The sequence below is a fragment of the Actinomycetospora rhizophila genome (assembly GCF_042657905.1).
Lineage (GTDB): Bacteria > Actinomycetota > Actinomycetes > Mycobacteriales > Pseudonocardiaceae > Actinomycetospora > Actinomycetospora rhizophila.
The window spans coordinates 69,033-83,811 of record NZ_JBHSKG010000025.1 but is presented as its reverse complement, the minus strand read 5'-3'; the positions used below and the strand labels follow the sequence as shown (position 1 = coordinate 83,811).

The 14,779-nt window shown below is 74.7% G+C and carries 13 protein-coding genes; all 13 read right to left on the bottom strand.

What is annotated here, in order from left to right; genetic code table 11:
* Positions 1-329: 329 nt before the first annotated feature.
* The 13 genes from tyrS to ACFPK1_RS30525 all read right to left on the bottom strand — a co-directional run bounded on the left by tyrS (position 330) and on the right by ACFPK1_RS30525 (position 14,615).
* The gene (tyrS, locus tag ACFPK1_RS30585; protein WP_378024723.1) at positions 330-1,613 is read right to left on the bottom strand and encodes a tyrosine--tRNA ligase; all 1,284 of its coding nucleotides are present in this window, start codon (positions 1,611-1,613) and stop codon (positions 330-332) included.
* Between the two features lie 21 nt (positions 1,614-1,634).
* Positions 1,635-2,258, bottom strand: a complete 624-nt coding sequence (locus ACFPK1_RS30580; RefSeq protein WP_378024722.1) for a DNA-3-methyladenine glycosylase — start codon at positions 2,256-2,258, stop codon at positions 1,635-1,637.
* A 32-nt stretch (positions 2,259-2,290) separates the two neighbouring features.
* Entirely contained in the window at positions 2,291-3,247 is a 957-nt protein-coding gene (locus ACFPK1_RS30575) for a lytic transglycosylase domain-containing protein (protein ID WP_378024721.1), read from the bottom strand.
* A gap of 128 nt (positions 3,248-3,375) precedes the next feature.
* Positions 3,376-4,806, bottom strand: a complete 1,431-nt coding sequence (argH, locus tag ACFPK1_RS30570) for an argininosuccinate lyase (protein ID WP_378024720.1) — start codon at positions 4,804-4,806, stop codon at positions 3,376-3,378.
* Positions 4,803-5,996 carry an argininosuccinate synthase gene (locus tag ACFPK1_RS30565; RefSeq protein WP_378024719.1) on the bottom strand — a complete coding sequence of 398 codons (1,194 nt, stop codon included), beginning with the start codon at positions 5,994-5,996 and terminating at the stop codon, positions 4,803-4,805. The genes argH and ACFPK1_RS30565 overlap by 4 nt, the downstream gene beginning before the upstream one ends.
* Positions 5,993-6,541, bottom strand: a complete 549-nt coding sequence (locus tag ACFPK1_RS30560; protein ID WP_378024718.1) for an arginine repressor — start codon at positions 6,539-6,541, stop codon at positions 5,993-5,995. Before ACFPK1_RS30560 ends, ACFPK1_RS30565 begins: the two co-directional genes overlap by 4 nt.
* Complete coding sequence (argF, locus tag ACFPK1_RS30555) at positions 6,538-7,479, bottom strand: ornithine carbamoyltransferase (protein ID WP_378024717.1); 942 nt, start codon at positions 7,477-7,479, stop codon at positions 6,538-6,540. The genes ACFPK1_RS30560 and argF overlap by 4 nt, the downstream gene beginning before the upstream one ends.
* On the bottom strand, positions 7,476-8,684 hold the full coding sequence (locus ACFPK1_RS30550; protein ID WP_378024716.1) for an acetylornithine transaminase: 1,209 nt from the start codon (positions 8,682-8,684) through the stop codon (positions 7,476-7,478). Before ACFPK1_RS30550 ends, argF begins: the two co-directional genes overlap by 4 nt.
* A 3-nt stretch (positions 8,685-8,687) precedes the next feature.
* Positions 8,688-9,620, bottom strand: coding sequence for an acetylglutamate kinase (gene argB, locus ACFPK1_RS30545; RefSeq protein ID WP_378024715.1), 933 nt, complete (start codon positions 9,618-9,620; stop codon positions 8,688-8,690).
* The gene (argJ, locus tag ACFPK1_RS30540) at positions 9,617-10,792 is read right to left on the bottom strand and encodes a bifunctional glutamate N-acetyltransferase/amino-acid acetyltransferase ArgJ (protein WP_378024714.1); all 1,176 of its coding nucleotides are present in this window, start codon (positions 10,790-10,792) and stop codon (positions 9,617-9,619) included. Before argJ ends, argB begins: the two co-directional genes overlap by 4 nt.
* Entirely contained in the window at positions 10,789-11,820 is a 1,032-nt protein-coding gene (gene argC, locus ACFPK1_RS30535) for an N-acetyl-gamma-glutamyl-phosphate reductase (protein ID WP_378024727.1), read from the bottom strand. Before argC ends, argJ begins: the two co-directional genes overlap by 4 nt.
* A gap of 39 nt (positions 11,821-11,859) precedes the next feature.
* Positions 11,860-12,363, bottom strand: a complete 504-nt coding sequence (locus ACFPK1_RS30530; protein ID WP_378024713.1) for a hypothetical protein — start codon at positions 12,361-12,363, stop codon at positions 11,860-11,862.
* Positions 12,364-12,503: 140 nt separating this feature from the next.
* On the bottom strand, positions 12,504-14,615 hold the full coding sequence (locus ACFPK1_RS30525; protein ID WP_378024712.1) for an NAD(P)/FAD-dependent oxidoreductase: 2,112 nt from the start codon (positions 14,613-14,615) through the stop codon (positions 12,504-12,506).
* Positions 14,616-14,779: the final 164 nt, after the last annotated feature.

Below are 14,779 nucleotides of genomic sequence, written 5' to 3'. Positions count from 1 at the left end.
AAAGGTCAGACCCACTCAAAGAAACCCCACGACACCACAACCACTCACAAAAAGCAGACATGATGCCGACGAGGACAAACACACCAAACATTCAGCACACTGTTGAGTTCTCAAAGGACAACCACACCACCGTACCAACCCACTCACCGAGCGGACCTTCCGGAGGGCGAAGCTCCTAACTTAGTTGTCCGCAGGGCCCGGGGGCAACCCCTTGCCTTGCGATGGGGAGAACTCTACACACGCCCGAAACCTGCCCTGCAGCGGGGGGGTCGATCGTCGTGCCGGCGCCGATGCCCCGCCGCTGAGCAGCCGAAACGCCCCGGACCCGATCAGGTACCGGCGAGCTCGACGCCGGCGGCGTTGCGCTTGCCCCGGCGCAGCACGAGCCAGCGGCCGTGCAGCAGGTCCCCGTCCGCCGGCTCCCACTCCTCCGACTCGACCTTCGCGTTGTTCACGTACGCCCCGCCCTCGGCGATCGTCCGCCGCGCAGCACCCCGGCCCGTCGACAGACCGCTGCCCACCAGGAGGTCGACGATCGTCGGCCGCTCCGAGCGCAGGGCGGTGTACGACGGGATCTCGGCGATCGCGGCCGCCAGGGTGTCCGCGTCGAGCTCCGCGAGCTCCCCGCGGCCGAACAGCGCGCGGCTCGCCGCCTCCGCCCGGGCGACCTCGTCCTCGCCGTGCACCAGGCCGGTCACCGCCCGTGCGAGCGCCCGCTGGGCCTCCCGTGCCTGCGGCTTCTCCTCGGTGAGGCGCTCGAGCTCGGTGATCTCCTCGTGGGAGAGCCAGGTGAAGGCGCGCAGGTAGGTGCCCACCATCGCGTCCTCGGCCTGGATCCAGAACTGGTAGAAGGCGTACGGGCTGGTCAGCTCGCGGTCGAGCCACACCGTGCCGCTCTCGGTCTTGCCGAACTTGGTGCCGTCGGCCTTGGTGATGAGCGGCGTGCCGAGCGCGTGCAGCGACCGTCCTTCGACGCGGTGGACGAGGTCGGTGCCGGCCGTCAGGTTGCCCCACTGGTCGCTGCCGCCGGTCTGCAGCGTGCAGCCGTAGCGGCGGTAGAGCTCGAGGAAGTCGAAGGACTGCAGCAGCTGGTAGGAGAACTCGGCGTAGCTGATGCCCTCGTCGGACTCCATCCGCCGGCTCACGGCCTCCTTCGCCAGCATCCGGCCGACCCGGAAGTGCTTGCCGACGTCGCGGAGGAAGTCCAGCGCCGACAGCCCCTCGGTCCAGTCGAGGTTGTTGACCAGCAGCGCGGCGTTCGGCCGCTCGGACGAGAAGTCGAGGAACGGCCGCAGCTGCGCGCCGAGCTTGTCGACCCACCCGGCGACCACGTCACGGTCGTTGAGCGTGCGCTCCGAGGTCGGCTTCGGGTCGCCGATGAGCCCGGTGGCGCCGCCCACCAGCGCGACCGGCCGGTGCCCGGCCTGCTGGAAGCGGGCGAGCGTGAGCCACTGGAGCAGGTGCCCGATGTGCGCGCTCGGCGCGGTCGGGTCGATGCCGGAATAGAGGGTGACCATCCCCGCGTCGAGGTCCCGGCGCAGCGCGTCGAGGTCGGTGCTCTGCGCGACGAGGCCGCGCCAGGCGAGGTCGTCGAGGATGTGCGGTGCGGTCACGCGTCCAGTCTGCCGACCCGGTCACCAGTCCGGACCGTCGGCCCGGGCGCGTCCGGCCTTGTAGGGCGTCACCGCCCGCGACCCCGCGGTCCAGAAGCGCCACGGCCGTTCCTGGCCGGCGGCCACCCCGACGCGCGGCCCCGTGCGGATGTCGGCGTCGGGCACCGGGGTCCCGGCGTGGAGACGCACCGGAGACGACGGGGAGAGCACGTCGACACCGTTGTGCCCGCGGTCGAGCCCGAGCAGGGCGCACAGCCGCGCCGGACCCTTCGCGAGCTCGGCGTCGCGTCCCCGGGCGGTGGGGCGGCGGGCGTGCGCGGCGCCGAGGTCGGAGAGCACCTCGCCGGCGCGCACGAGGACCGCGCCGGCGACCCCGTCCCGCAGGCACACGATGTTCGCGCAGAAGTGCATGCCGTAGACGAAGTAGACGTACAGGTGGCCCGCGGGCCCCCACATGACCGCGTTGCGCGGCGTCTGTCCGCGGTAGCAGTGCGACCCGGGGTCGTCGGCCCCGCGGTAGGCCTCCACCTCCACGAGGCGGACCCGCACCTCGCCCTGCGGGGTGTCGGCCGCGAGCTCGCACCCGAGCAGGCGGCGGGCGGCCGGGAGCACGTCGTCGGCGAGTGCCGAGCGGTCGAGCAGCATCGGCCGTGATCCTGCCCCGCGGGGCCCGGCACTCAGCGCGGCGCCCCCGTGCGGGCCAGGTAGGCGACGGCGGTCACGGGCTCCGCCTCGTCGTACCCGACGGGCAGGTGCACGCGCCCGGCCGTCGTGCGGAAGTAGACCTCCCAGGCGTGGAAGCCCAGGTAGGCGCGCTCGTCGGCCTGCATCACCGTGGCGTAGGCGCGCACGGCACGGACGTAGCGGTCGTCGTTGTTGTAGCGCTCCAGAGCCCGGTCGAGGCCGGCGTCGGTGGCGCCGCCGTTGGCCGCCAGGTAGTTGGCGGCGCCCAGGATCGCGTCGTGGGGATCGGTGACGTCCCCGCCCAGGCCGTAGGACGCCCAGGTGCTCGGCATGAACTGCATCGGCCCCCGCGCCCCGGCCTCCGAGTGCGACACGATGCGGCCCATGCGGCTCTCGACGAGGTTCACCGCGGCCAGCACCGTCCACGGCACCCCGAACCGGTCCTGGGCCTCGGCGTAGATCGCGCGGAGCTCGCCGGGCGGCCGCGGGGCGGCGATCCGCCAGGCCGGGAGCATGTCCCCGGGCCCCCGCTTCGCCATGGACAGCAGCGAGCGGCCGGCCCCGACGATGCGGTCGGTGCTCTCCCGCACGCGCGGCGAGAGGGCGGCGAGGACGGCGGGCAGGCGCTCCGGACGGAACGCGAGCTCCTCGTAGGCGACCTGGGCGGTGCGTGCCGCGGCCGCGACGTCCGCGGGGGCGCGGGCGGGGTCGGCGATCGTGGCCTGCGTGTCTTCGAGCACGCGGGCGAGCGCCACCGGCTCCTCGGGGACCGAGGGTCCGTGGGGACCGATGGCGTCGGACGCCGCGGCCGGCGGCGCCGGCGGTGTGGGTGACCCGACGGGCGCCGGCGTCGCGGGGACGGCGGGGGCGGCGGGCGCCTCGGCGCACCCGGCCAGGACGGCGAGCAGCACGACGACGACCGGGAACCACCGTCGCCACCGCGCGCTCACGAGATCCACGCTAACGCTCAGTGCTCGCTCCCGGCGGCGAGCACTCCGCGCCCGATCGAGCGTGTGCCGATACGGACACTCAACGTCTGCGGTGGCCCACCGCTGACACGGAGACCGGTCACACGCGGTCAGCGGCGCTCGATCGGGCGGCCGGCCCAGGCGTGCGCCTCGATCGTCGCGCCGAAGATGCGGTCGAGCTGCTCGGACACGCGTTTCGGGGCGGTGCCGCCGTGGGCGTCGCGCGAGGCGAGCGACCCCGCGACGGTGAGCACGGCGCGCACGTCCGGGGTCAGCGCCGGGTCGCAGGCGGCGAGCTCGTCGTCGGTGAGCTCGTCGAGCCCGACGCCGCGTTCCTCGGCCGCCCGCACGCACGCGCCGGCCGCCGCGTGCGCCCGGCGGAACGGGACGCCCTCGCGCACCAGCCACTCGGCGAGGTCGGTCGCGAGGGTGAAGCCGGCCGGGGCGAGCTCGGCGAGGCGGTCGGTGTGGAACGTCAGCGTCCTGATCATGCCGGCCATCGCCGGGAGCACCATCGCCAGCTGGGCCGCCGAGTCGAACAGCGGCTCCTTGTCCTCCTGCAGGTCGCGGTTGTAGGCCAGCGGGAGCGCCTTGAGCGTGGTCATCAGACCCGACAGGTTGCCGACGAGGCGCCCCGCCTTGCCGCGCGCGAGCTCGGCGACGTCGGGGTTCTTCTTCTGCGGCATGATCGACGAGCCGGTCGACCAGGCGTCGGCGAGCGTCACGTAGCCGAACTCCGCGGTGGCCCAGAGGATGACCTCCTCGGCGATCCGGGACAGGTCGACCGCCACCATCGCCAGCACGAACGCACCCTCGGCGGCGAGGTCCCGCGACGCGGTGCCGTCGATCGAGTTGTCGACGGCGTCGGTGAACCCCAGGTCGTGCGCCACCGCAGCCGGGTCGAGGCCCAGCGAGGTGCCCGCGAGCGCCCCCGACCCGTACGGCGAGTACGCCAGGCGGCGGTCGAGGTCGCGGCACCGCCCGACGTCGCGCAGCAGGGCCTGGGCGTGGGCGCCCAGGTGGTGGGCCAGCAGCACCGGCTGGGCGTGCTGCAGGTGCGTGCGCCCCGGCATCGCGGCGTCCGGGTGCGCGCGGGCCTGGATGAGCAGCGCGTCGACCACGCCGGCCACGCCCCGCACCACCGACCGCAGCTCGTCGCGCAGCCACATCCGCAGCTGGGTGGCGATCTGGTCGTTGCGCGAGCGCCCGGCACGCAGCCGCCCGCCGACGTCCTCCCCCGCCCGCTCGATCAGCCCGCGCTCGAGGGCGGTGTGCACGTCCTCGTCGTCCTCGGCGGGCAGGAACGCTCCGGACGCGACGTCGTCGGCGAGACGGCCCAGGGCGTCGAGCATCGCCTCGAGCTGGGAATCGGTGAGCAGCCCGGCGCTGTGCAGCACTCGCGCGTGGGCGCGGGAGCCGGCGATGTCGTAGGGCGCGAGCACCCAGTCGAACTGCGTCGACTTCGACAGCGCCGCCATCACCGCGTCCGGGCCGGAGGCGAACCGTCCGCCCCACAGGGCGGAACCCTCTGGAGGCGTCACTGCTGGTCGCGCTTGGCAGCGATCTTCGACGGGAGACCCCAGAGCTGCACGAAGCCCTTGGCCAGCGACTGGTCGAACAGGTCGCCCTCGTCGTAGGTCGCGAGGTTGAAGTCGTAGAGCGACTGGGCGCTGCGCCGGCCCGTCGGCACCGCGCGGCCGCCCTGCAGGGTCATCCGGACCTCGCCGGTGACGTGCTCCTGGGTGGAGTCGACGAAGGCGTCGAGGCTGCGCCGCAGCGGCGAGAACCAGAGGCCGTCGTAGACCAGCTCGCCCCAGCGCTGCTCGACCTGGCGCTTGAACCGCGACTGCTCGCGCTCGAGCGTGACGTTCTCCAGCTCCTGGTGCGCGGTGATCAGCGCGATCGCGCCCGGGGCCTCGTAGACCTCGCGGCTCTTGATGCCGACCAGGCGGTCCTCGACCATGTCGAGCCGGCCGATGCCCTGGGCGCCGGCACGCCGGTTGAGCTGCTCGATGGCCTGCAGCACCGAGACCTTCTCGCCGTCGATCGTCACCGGGACGCCGGCCTCGAAGCCCACGACGACCTCGTCGGCGTCGCGGGGCTCGGCGGGGTTCGCGGTGTAGGAGTAGACGTCCTCGATGGGCCCGTTCCAGATGTCCTCGAGGAAGCCGGTCTCGACCGCGCGGCCCCACACGTTCTGGTCGATCGAGTACGGCGAGCGCTTGTTGACGTCGATCGGCAGGGAGCGCTCCTCGGCCCACGCGATCGCCTTCTCGCGGGTCCACGCGAAGTCGCGGACCGGGGCGATGACGTCGAGGTCGGGGGCGAGGGCGCCCACGCCGACCTCGAAGCGGACCTGGTCGTTGCCCTTGCCGGTGCACCCGTGCGCGACCGTCGACGCGCCGTGGGCACGGGCGGCCGCGGCGAGGTGCTTGACGATCAGCGGGCGCGACAGGGCCGAGACCAGCGGGTAGCGGTCCATGTAGAGCGCGTTGGCGCGCAGCGCCGGCAGGCAGAAGCCCTCGGCGAACTCGTCGCGCGCGTCGGCGACGGCGGCCTCGACCGCGCCGCAGTCCAGGGCCCGCTTGCGGATGACCTCGAGGTCCTCCCCGCCCTGCCCGACGTCGACGGCGACCGCGACGACCTCGCGCCCGGTCTCCTCGGCGATCCAGCCGATGGCGACCGAGGTGTCGAGACCCCCGGAGTACGCCAGCACGATCCGCTCGCTCACTGCTCTCCCTCTTCCTGCTCGTTCATGTCTCGGGTGGACGACCGCGCCGTCGTCCTGGTGCTCAGGGTCCGCAACCGTGCTGCGAGGTCCGCCCCGTCGAGGGGCTCGCGGGCGACGACGAACACCGTGTCGTCCCCGGCGATGCACCCGACCACCTCGGCCAGCGCCGCACGGTCCAGCGCGCTGGCCAGGTAGTGCGCGGCCCCGGGCGGGGTGCGCAGCACCGCGAGGTTGCCGGAGTGGTCGGTGGAGACCAGCAGCTCGCCGAGCAGCCTGGTCAGTCTGTCGGTGCCCCCGACGACCCCGCGCACGGGGCTCCCGTCGTCGGGCACCACGTAGCGTCCGACGCCGCCGTCGACGCCGCGCAACTTCACGGCGCCCAGCTCGTCGAGGTCGCGCGACAGCGTCGCCTGGGTGACCTCGACGCCCTCGGACGCGAGCAGCCCGGCCAGCTCGGCCTGGCTGTGCACGTCGCGGTCGGTGAGCAGGGCGACGATGCGCGCCTGGCGCGCCGCCCGGGAGGTCACGTTCCTGGTCTCGGTCACCGGGACCGCTCCACCAGCCACGTCAGCACGGCCTTCTGGGCGTGCAGGCGGTTCTCGGCCTCGTCCCACACCGCCGACGCGGGGCCGTCGATGACCTCGGCGGTGATCTCGTCGCCGCGGTGGGCGGGCAGGCAGTGCAGGACCGTGACGTCCGGGCGCGCCCGGGCGACCGCGGCCCCGTCCAGCCGGAACGGGGCGAGCACCGCGCGGTCGCGACCGTCGGACTCCTGGCCCATCGAGGTCCAGGTGTCGGTGACGAGGACGTCGGCGCCCTCGGCGGCGGCCGGGTCGTCGGTGACGGTGACCGACCCGCCGGACTCGGCGGCCCGCGCCCGGGCGGCGTCGACGACCGCGGCGTCCGGCGTGAACCCCGCCGGCGCCGCGACCCGCACGTGCATGCCGGCGGTGGCCCCGCCGAGCAGCAGCGACTGCGCCATGTTGTTGGCCCCGTCGCCGAGGTAGGTCAGCGTCCGGCCCGCGGTGCCGCCCTGGCGCTCGGCGATGGTCTGCAGGTCGGCGAGGACCTGGCAGGGGTGGAAGCCGTCGGTCAGCGCGTTGATGACCGGGACGGTGGCGTGCGCGGCCATCTCCTGGATGCGGTCCTCGCTGCTCGTGCGCCATACGATCGCGTCGACGTAGCGCGAGAGCACCCGCGCCGTGTCGCCGATGGTCTCGCCGCGCCCGAGCTGGGCGTCCCGCCCGTCGATCATGACCGGGGTGCCGCCGAGCGCGGCGATGCCGACCTCGAAGGACACCCGGGTGCGGGTGGAGCTCTTGTCGAAGATCACCGCGATGGCGCGCGGCCCCGCGAGCGGGCGCTGCCCGAACGGGTCGGCCTTCATCGTCGCGGCGAGCTCCAGCACCTCGGCCTGCTCGGCCGGGGTGAGGTCGTCGTCGCGCAGGAGGTGCCGGACCTTCGTGCCCACCGAGACCGTCACGATCCCGCCGCCTCGGCCGCCGCGGCGCCCTGGTCGAGCAGCGCGGGCAGCGCGGCCACGAAGCCCTCGACCTGCTCGTCGGTGACGACGACCGGGGGCGCCAGCCGCACCCGCTCCGGCACGGCGTTGTTGATCAGGTAGCCGGCCTCGCGGCCCGCGGCGGCGACCTGGGTGGAGATCGGCTCCCGCAGCGCGATGCCGATGAGGATGCCCACGGCGTCGACGTGGTCGACCGTCCCGTGAGCCAGCCCCTCGACGCGCGCCGCGACGTCGCGGCCCAGCGCGGTGGCGCGCTCGAGGTAGCCCTCGGCGGCGATCGTGTCGAGCACGGCGAGCGCGGCCGCGCAGCACACGGGGTTGCCGCCGAAGGTCGTGCCGTGCTGACCGGGGCCGAGGAGGTCACCGGCCGCGCCGACCCCGATGCAGGCCCCGATGGGCAGCCCGCCGCCGAGGCCCTTGGCCAGCGTCACGACGTCCGGGACGACGTCCGTGCGCTGGTGGGCGAACCACAGCCCGGTGCGCCCGACCCCGGTCTGGACCTCGTCGAGCACCAGCAGCGCGCCCCGCTCGGTGGTGATGTCGCGGGCGGCGCGCAGGTAGCCGTCGGCCGGGACGATGACGCCGGCCTCGCCCTGCATCGGCTCGAGGAACACCGCCGCGGTGTCGTCGTCGACGGCCGCGCGCAGCGCCTCGACGTCGCCGTAGGGCACGAACTCCACGCCGGGCACCAGCGGCTCGAACGGCGTGCGCTTCGCCGGTTGCCCCGTGAGCGAGAGCGCGCCCATGGTCCGCCCGTGGAACGCGTTCTCCGCGGCCACGACCTTGCGGCGCCCGGTCCGCCGGGTGATCTTGAAGGCTGTCTCGTTGGCCTCGGCGCCGGAGTTGCAGAACAGCACCCGCCCGGGGTGGCCGAGCAGGTCGAGCAGGCGCTCGGCGAGCTCGACGGTCAGCGGGTTGATGACGAGGTTGCTCGTGTGGCCGAGGGTCGCGACCTGCCGGGAGACCGCCTCCACGACGGCCGGGTGCGCGTGACCGAGCAGGTTGACCGCGATGCCGCCGAGCAGGTCGAGGTACTCGCGTCCGTCGGCGTCCCACACCCGGGCGCCCTCACCGCGCACGAGGCTGATCGGCGGGGTGCCGTAGTTGTCCATGAGCGAGGCGCTCCAGCGGCGGCGGAGATCCTCACCCGAGAGTGTTGCCGTCATCCCTCACGCCTCCTTCCCGTCGGCGGGGACGACCATCGTCCCCACCCCCGCACTGGTGAACACCTCGAGCAGCACGGAGTGCGCGACCCGCCCGTCGATGACGTGTGCCCGGGGCACGCCGCCCTGCACCGCCCGCAGGCAGGCCTCCATCTTCGGGATCATCCCGCTGCTCAGGGACGGCAGGAGCGCCGCGAGCTCGACGTCGTCGATCTGCGAGCGGAGGCTCGAGCGGTCCGGCCAGTCGGTGTAGAGCCCCTCGACGTCGGTGAGCACGACGAGCTTGCGCGCGCCCAGCGCCTCGGCGAGCGCGGCGGCGGCGGTGTCGGCGTTGACGTTGTGCACGACGCCGTCGACGTCGGGCGCGACCGTCGAGACCACCGGGATGCGCCCGCCGGCGACGAGGTCGAGCACCGCGGCCGGGTCCACCTCGACGACGTCGCCGACCAGGCCGACGTCGACCTGCTCGCCGTCGACGGTCGCGGTGCGCCGGGCCGCGGTGAACAGCCGCGCGTCCTCGCCGGAGAGCCCGACGGCGTAGGGGCCGTGGGCGTTGATCAGCCCGACGAGCTCGCGGCCGACCTGGCCGACGAGCACCATCCGGACCACGTCCATCGTCTCCGGGGTGGTGACGCGCAGGCCGCCGCGGAACTCGCCCTCCATTCCGAGCCTGCTGAGCATGCTGGTGATCTGGGGTCCGCCGCCGTGCACGACGACCGGGCGGATGCCGGCGAGGCGCAGGAAGACCATGTCCTCGGCGAACGCGCGCCGCAGGGCGTCGTCGGTCATGGCGTTGCCGCCGTACTTGACGACGACGACCGCGTCCTGGAAGCGCTGCAGCCAGGGCAGGGCCTCGGCGAGGACGCCGGCCTTCGCGGCCGCGGACTGGTAGCGGTCGGGGACGTCGGCCGGGACCGGAATGCTCGTCTCGGTGGTCACGACGAATACGCGCTGTTCTCGTCGACGTAGGCGTGCGACAGGTCCGTCGTCAGCACCGTGGCCAGTCCCCCGCCGAGCCCGAGGTCGACCTCGACGGCGATCTCGGGGCCCGACAGGTCGGCCTTGTGCCGGTCGCCCACCGCCGCCGCGGCCTCGCAGAGCAGCACGCCGTTGACGGTGACCGACAGGGTCTCGGGCTCGACCGTCGCCTCGCTCGCCCCGACCGCGGCGGCGATCCGGCCCCAGTTCGGGTCGGAGCCGAACAGCGCGGTCTTCACCAGGCTGTCGCGGGCGATGGTGCGGGCGGCGACGAGGGCGTCGCGATCGTCGCGGGCCCCGGTGACCGTGACCGCGATCCGCTTGGTGACGCCCTCGGCGTCGGCCTGCAGGCCCCGCGCGAGGTCCGCGCAGACCTCGGTGAGGACCTCGGTGAACGCGTCGGCCTCGGCCTCGACGCCCGAGGCACCGGACGCGAGGAGCAGCACGGTGTCGTTGGTGCTCGTGGAGCCGTCGATGTCGAGGCGGTCGAAGGTCATCGCCGTGGCGGCGCGGAGGGCGCCGTCGGCCTGCTCGGGGGTGACGATCGCGTCCGTGGTGAGCACGACCAGCATCGTCGCGAGGCTCGGCGCCATCATCCCGGCGCCCTTGGCGAAGCCGCCGACGGTCCACCCGTGGCGTCCGACCGCGGCCTGCTTGTCGACGGTGTCGGTGGTCAGCACGGCGGTCGCGGCGCGCGTGCCGGCGTCCTCGCCGTCGGCGAGCTCCACGGCCGCGGCCTCGACGCCCTTCAGCAGCCGCTCGATCGGCAGGCGCTCCCCGATGAGGCCGGTGGAGCAGACGCCCACCTCGATCGCGCCGCATCCCAGGACGTCGGCGACCTTCTCGGCCGTGCGGTGCGTGTCGCCGAACCCGTCGGGGCCGGTGCACGCGTTGGCGCCGCCGGCGTTGAGCACGACCGCGCGCAGGTTCTGCTCGCGCAGCACCTGCTGCGACCACAGCACCGGGGCGGCCTTGACCTGGTTGCGGGTGAACACGCCCGCCGCGACCTGCTGCGGACCGTCGTTGACGACGAGGGCGACGTCGGGGCGGCTCGCCGTGGCGCCCAGAGATTGATTGCGGATCCCGGCGCGGACGCCGGCGGCCCGGAAGCCCTGCGGGGCGGTGACGCTCACGGGCTGACTCCCGTGGTGGGGAGACCGAGGGTCTCGTCGAGGCCGAGGGCCAGGTTGACCGACTGGAACGCGCCGCCGGCCGTCCCCTTGGTGAGGTTGTCGATGACGGCGGTGACGACGAGGCGGCCGGCGTCGGGATCGACGGTGACCTGCACCTGCACGCTGTTCGAGCCGACGACCGACTTGGTCGCGGGCTGGACGCCGGCGGGCAGCAGGTGCACGAACGGCTCGGGGTCGAAGGCCTTGGCGTAGACCTCGCGGGCCTGGTCGTCGGTGACGCCGTCGTCGGCGAGCGGGGCGCTCGCGACCGCGAGGATGCCGCGCGGCATCGGGGCGAGGACCGGGGTGAACGAAACCCGGACCGGCTCGGGGCTGACGCTCGCGAGGTTCTGGACGATCTCGGGGGTGTGCCGGTGGCCGCCGCCGACGCCGTACGCGGTGGCCGAGCCCATGACCTCGGAGCCCAGCAGGTGCGCCTTGGCGGCCCTGCCCGCCCCGGACGTGCCGGAGAAGGCGACGACGCCGACGTCGGGCTTCGTGAGGCCGGCGGCCACGGCGGGGAAAGCCGCGAGGGTGCTGGCCGTCGGGTAGCAGCCGGGGACGGCGATGCGCGTGCTGTTCCTCAGCTGCTCACGGGCGCCGGGCAGCTCGGGCAGCCCGTAGGGCCACGCGCCGGCGTGCTCGCCGCCGTACCAGCGCTGCCAGGCGGCGGGGTCGGTGAGCCGGTGGTCGGCGCCGCAGTCGACGACGAGCGTCTCGGCCGGCAACTGCGCGGCGAGCTCCGCCGAGCGCCCGTGCGGCAGGGCGAGGAACACGACGTCGTGCCCCGCGAGCTGCTCGGGCGTCGTCTCGGCGATCGTCCGGTCGGCGAGGGTGGGCAGGTGGGGCTGGTGGACCCCGAGGGCGGTGCCCGCGGACTCGCCCGCCGTCACCGCCCCGATCTCGACCTCGGGGTGGCCGAGGGCGAGGCGCAGGACCTCACCCCCGACGTACCCACTGGCTCCGGCGACCGCGACGCGCATACGTATGAGTATGCGCGTCCTCGGAAATCCATGCAACCGAGGTGATCAACGCCGCCACGTGTACGGGATGGTCTCCCCCGGGCCGAGCCGTCGCCAGCGCTCCCGGAGCTCCCGGAGCTGCTCGACCGCCGCCGTGGCCTGCGCGACCGTGAACGGGCTGGGTCCGGTCTCCGTGATGCTCCAGGCCGCGTCGAGCGCCGCCCGGGTCGCCGCGCCGTCCCGGTCGACGCTCTGCTGGAGTACGCCGACGACGGTCTCGGCGAGCCCCAGCGCCTTGGCGTTGGCCTTCCGAATGGCGTCGGAGCGCCGGCGGCGGTCGTGGCGCAGCTTGCCGGCGACGACCTCGATGCTCTCGAACAGCGCGCCCGCGGCGATCGAGCCCCAGAGCCCGCCGGTGAGGCCCAGCGCGCGCTCGCCCACGAGGTGGACGGCATCGTGCGGGACGTCGCCGGTGCGCTCGTAGGAACGCAGGCGCAACTGCACGCCGTCGTCGCGGTCGATCAGCGCGAGCGACCCGTGGTCGGGGCGTCGGGAGAACTCGACGTGCACGTGGCCATGCGACCACGGGGGTCCAGCGATTACCGGCCGGCGGGCGACCCGGACCACCGCCCAGCTCGACCCGCACGCCCGCCCCCCGAGGCCTACTGGCTGGTATCTCTCGCTCAGCGAGAGATACCAGCCAGTAACCCCTAGTTCGGGTTGCCCAGTGAGTGGCGTGGGCGGCTCGTCGACGGGTACGGCGCGCGGGGGCCGTCGTCGGTGCGCTCGCCGTCGCGCGGGGTGGACGGGAACGACGGGTGCGGCTCGCGGAAGGAGCCGGTGTCGCTCGGCGCGCCGAACGACAGCGACGGCGTGAGGTCGCGGAACGTCGATTCCGAGGACGGGGCCGGCGAGAAGGACCCGGCCGGGAAGGGCTCGGCGAACGGCGGGTACGACGGGTGCGGGTCGCGCACCGCCGGGAACCCGCCGGACTGCGCCGCGGCGATCTGCATCGCGGGGATGCCCTGGGAGTCGGTGGCGCTCGCCCGGGCCGGCTCGGGGGTCGGCGTGGCGGGCCGGGGCCCGGTCAGGGCCGGGTCGGCACCCCAGGTCGGGACCGGGCCCGAGATCGGCGTGGCCCCGGTCGGCGGGTCGGCGGGCGTCTGCGGACCGGCGACCTTCTCCTCCACCTCGGCCGGCGGCACGACCGTCGGCGGGGCGTCGGTGTCGGGCAGCGGGGCGGCGTCGCGACGTCCGACGGCGACGAGGTCCCGCCCGAGGAGCCCGGACACCAGCCAGTCGAGGGCGATGCGCACGGTGCGGTCGGCGGTGGGCATCGCCCAGAGGTGGTAGGCGCGGTGCAGCAGGAACGCCGGCCAGCCCGTCATGCGCAGCGGGCCGATCTGGGCCGCACCGCGCCGGCGGCCCAGACCGGCCACGGCTCCCGAGTTCTTGTGGCGGTACCCGCGCAGCAGGCGCCCGGCCAGGAACGCGTCGACGTTGCGGGCGAGCAGGCGCGCCTGGCGCACCGCGTGCTGGGCCGTCGGCGCGGTGGTGGACGGTTCCCCGTCCCGCGGGACGGGCACGGTGACGTCGGGGACCGCCGCGCAGTCGCCGGCGGTGAACACGTGCGCCCGGTCGCGGACCTGCAGGGTCGTCGCGCACCGCACGCGCCCGCGCGGGTCGAGCGGCAGGTCGGTGCGCTCGAGCAGGGGGTTCGGCACGGAGCCGGCGGCGACGACGATCGTGTCGGTGGTGAAGGTCGGCCCGCCGGCGAGCACGACGGTGCCGCCGTGCGCCGAGGTGATCTTGGCGCCGACCCGGACCTCGATGCCGCGACGCAGCAGCTGGGCGTGCACGCGCGCGGCGAGGGCCGGGCTGACCTCGGGCATGATCCGCCCGGCCGCCTCGAGGAGCACCCACCGGATCTCCTCGGCGACATAGCCGGGCTGGTGCTTGGCGGCCCGGCGCGTCATGTCCTCGAGCTCGCCGAGCACCTCGAGGCCCGCGAACCCGCCGCCGATCACGGTGAAGGTCAGCAGGCGGCGGCGCTCGCTCGGGTCGGTCGTCGACGCCGCCGCGTCCAGCCGGGACAGGACGTGCTCGCGCAGGGCGAGGGCGTCGGTGACCGAGCGGAACGGGAGCGCGCGGTCCTCGAGGCCGGGGATCGGGAGGCGCCGGGGCGCGGTGCCGGGGGCCACGACGAGGACGTCGTAACCGATCTCGCGGGTGCCGCCGTCGGGCAGGCTGACCACCGCGCGGCGCGAGGCGTCGTCCACCGCGGCGACCGAGCCCGTGATCACGTCGCAGCGGCGCAGCGCCTTGCGCAACGGCACGGTGAGGTGGCGCGGCTCGATCGCGCCGGCCGCGGCCTCGGGCAGGAACGGCTGGTAGGTCATGTGCGCCTGGGGGTCGACCACCGTGATGCCGGCGATGCCCGTCGTCGCCGTGCCGGGGCCGAGGTGCCGCCCACCGCGCGTGCCGCCGGGCAGGCGGGCCTGCAGCGCTCGCGCCGCGACGAGCCCGGCGTAACCGCCGCCGACGACGAGCACGCGGGCGCCCTCGGCGCCCCCGGCGGCGCCGCGGGACCGGAGCCGGGCGAGGAAGACCACCGCGACGACGGACAGGAAGCCGCCGAGCGCCGCGGCGCCCCAGGCGGGCAGCGCCCCGAACACCCAGAACAGCGCGATGATGATCGGGCCGATCACCAGCAGCACGCCGCGGCCGACCACGAAGTCCGCGGTCGCCCACGCGCCGCCGGAACCCTCGGAGCCGTCGTCGGCGGCCTCGGGGACGGCCGCATCGTCGGGCGCGCTGGACATGCAGGTGCTCCTCGCTGATCGGGGTCGAGGCGGCCGGCCCGGGCGGAGGGGGAGCCCCCGGGTCACGGCCAGGTCACGCTACGGAGGCGGATCATGGCGCGGGGCGCACCTGAGAACGCGACGCGCCACCCGCCGGTCACGACGCCCCGCGGCGCGGTCACCGG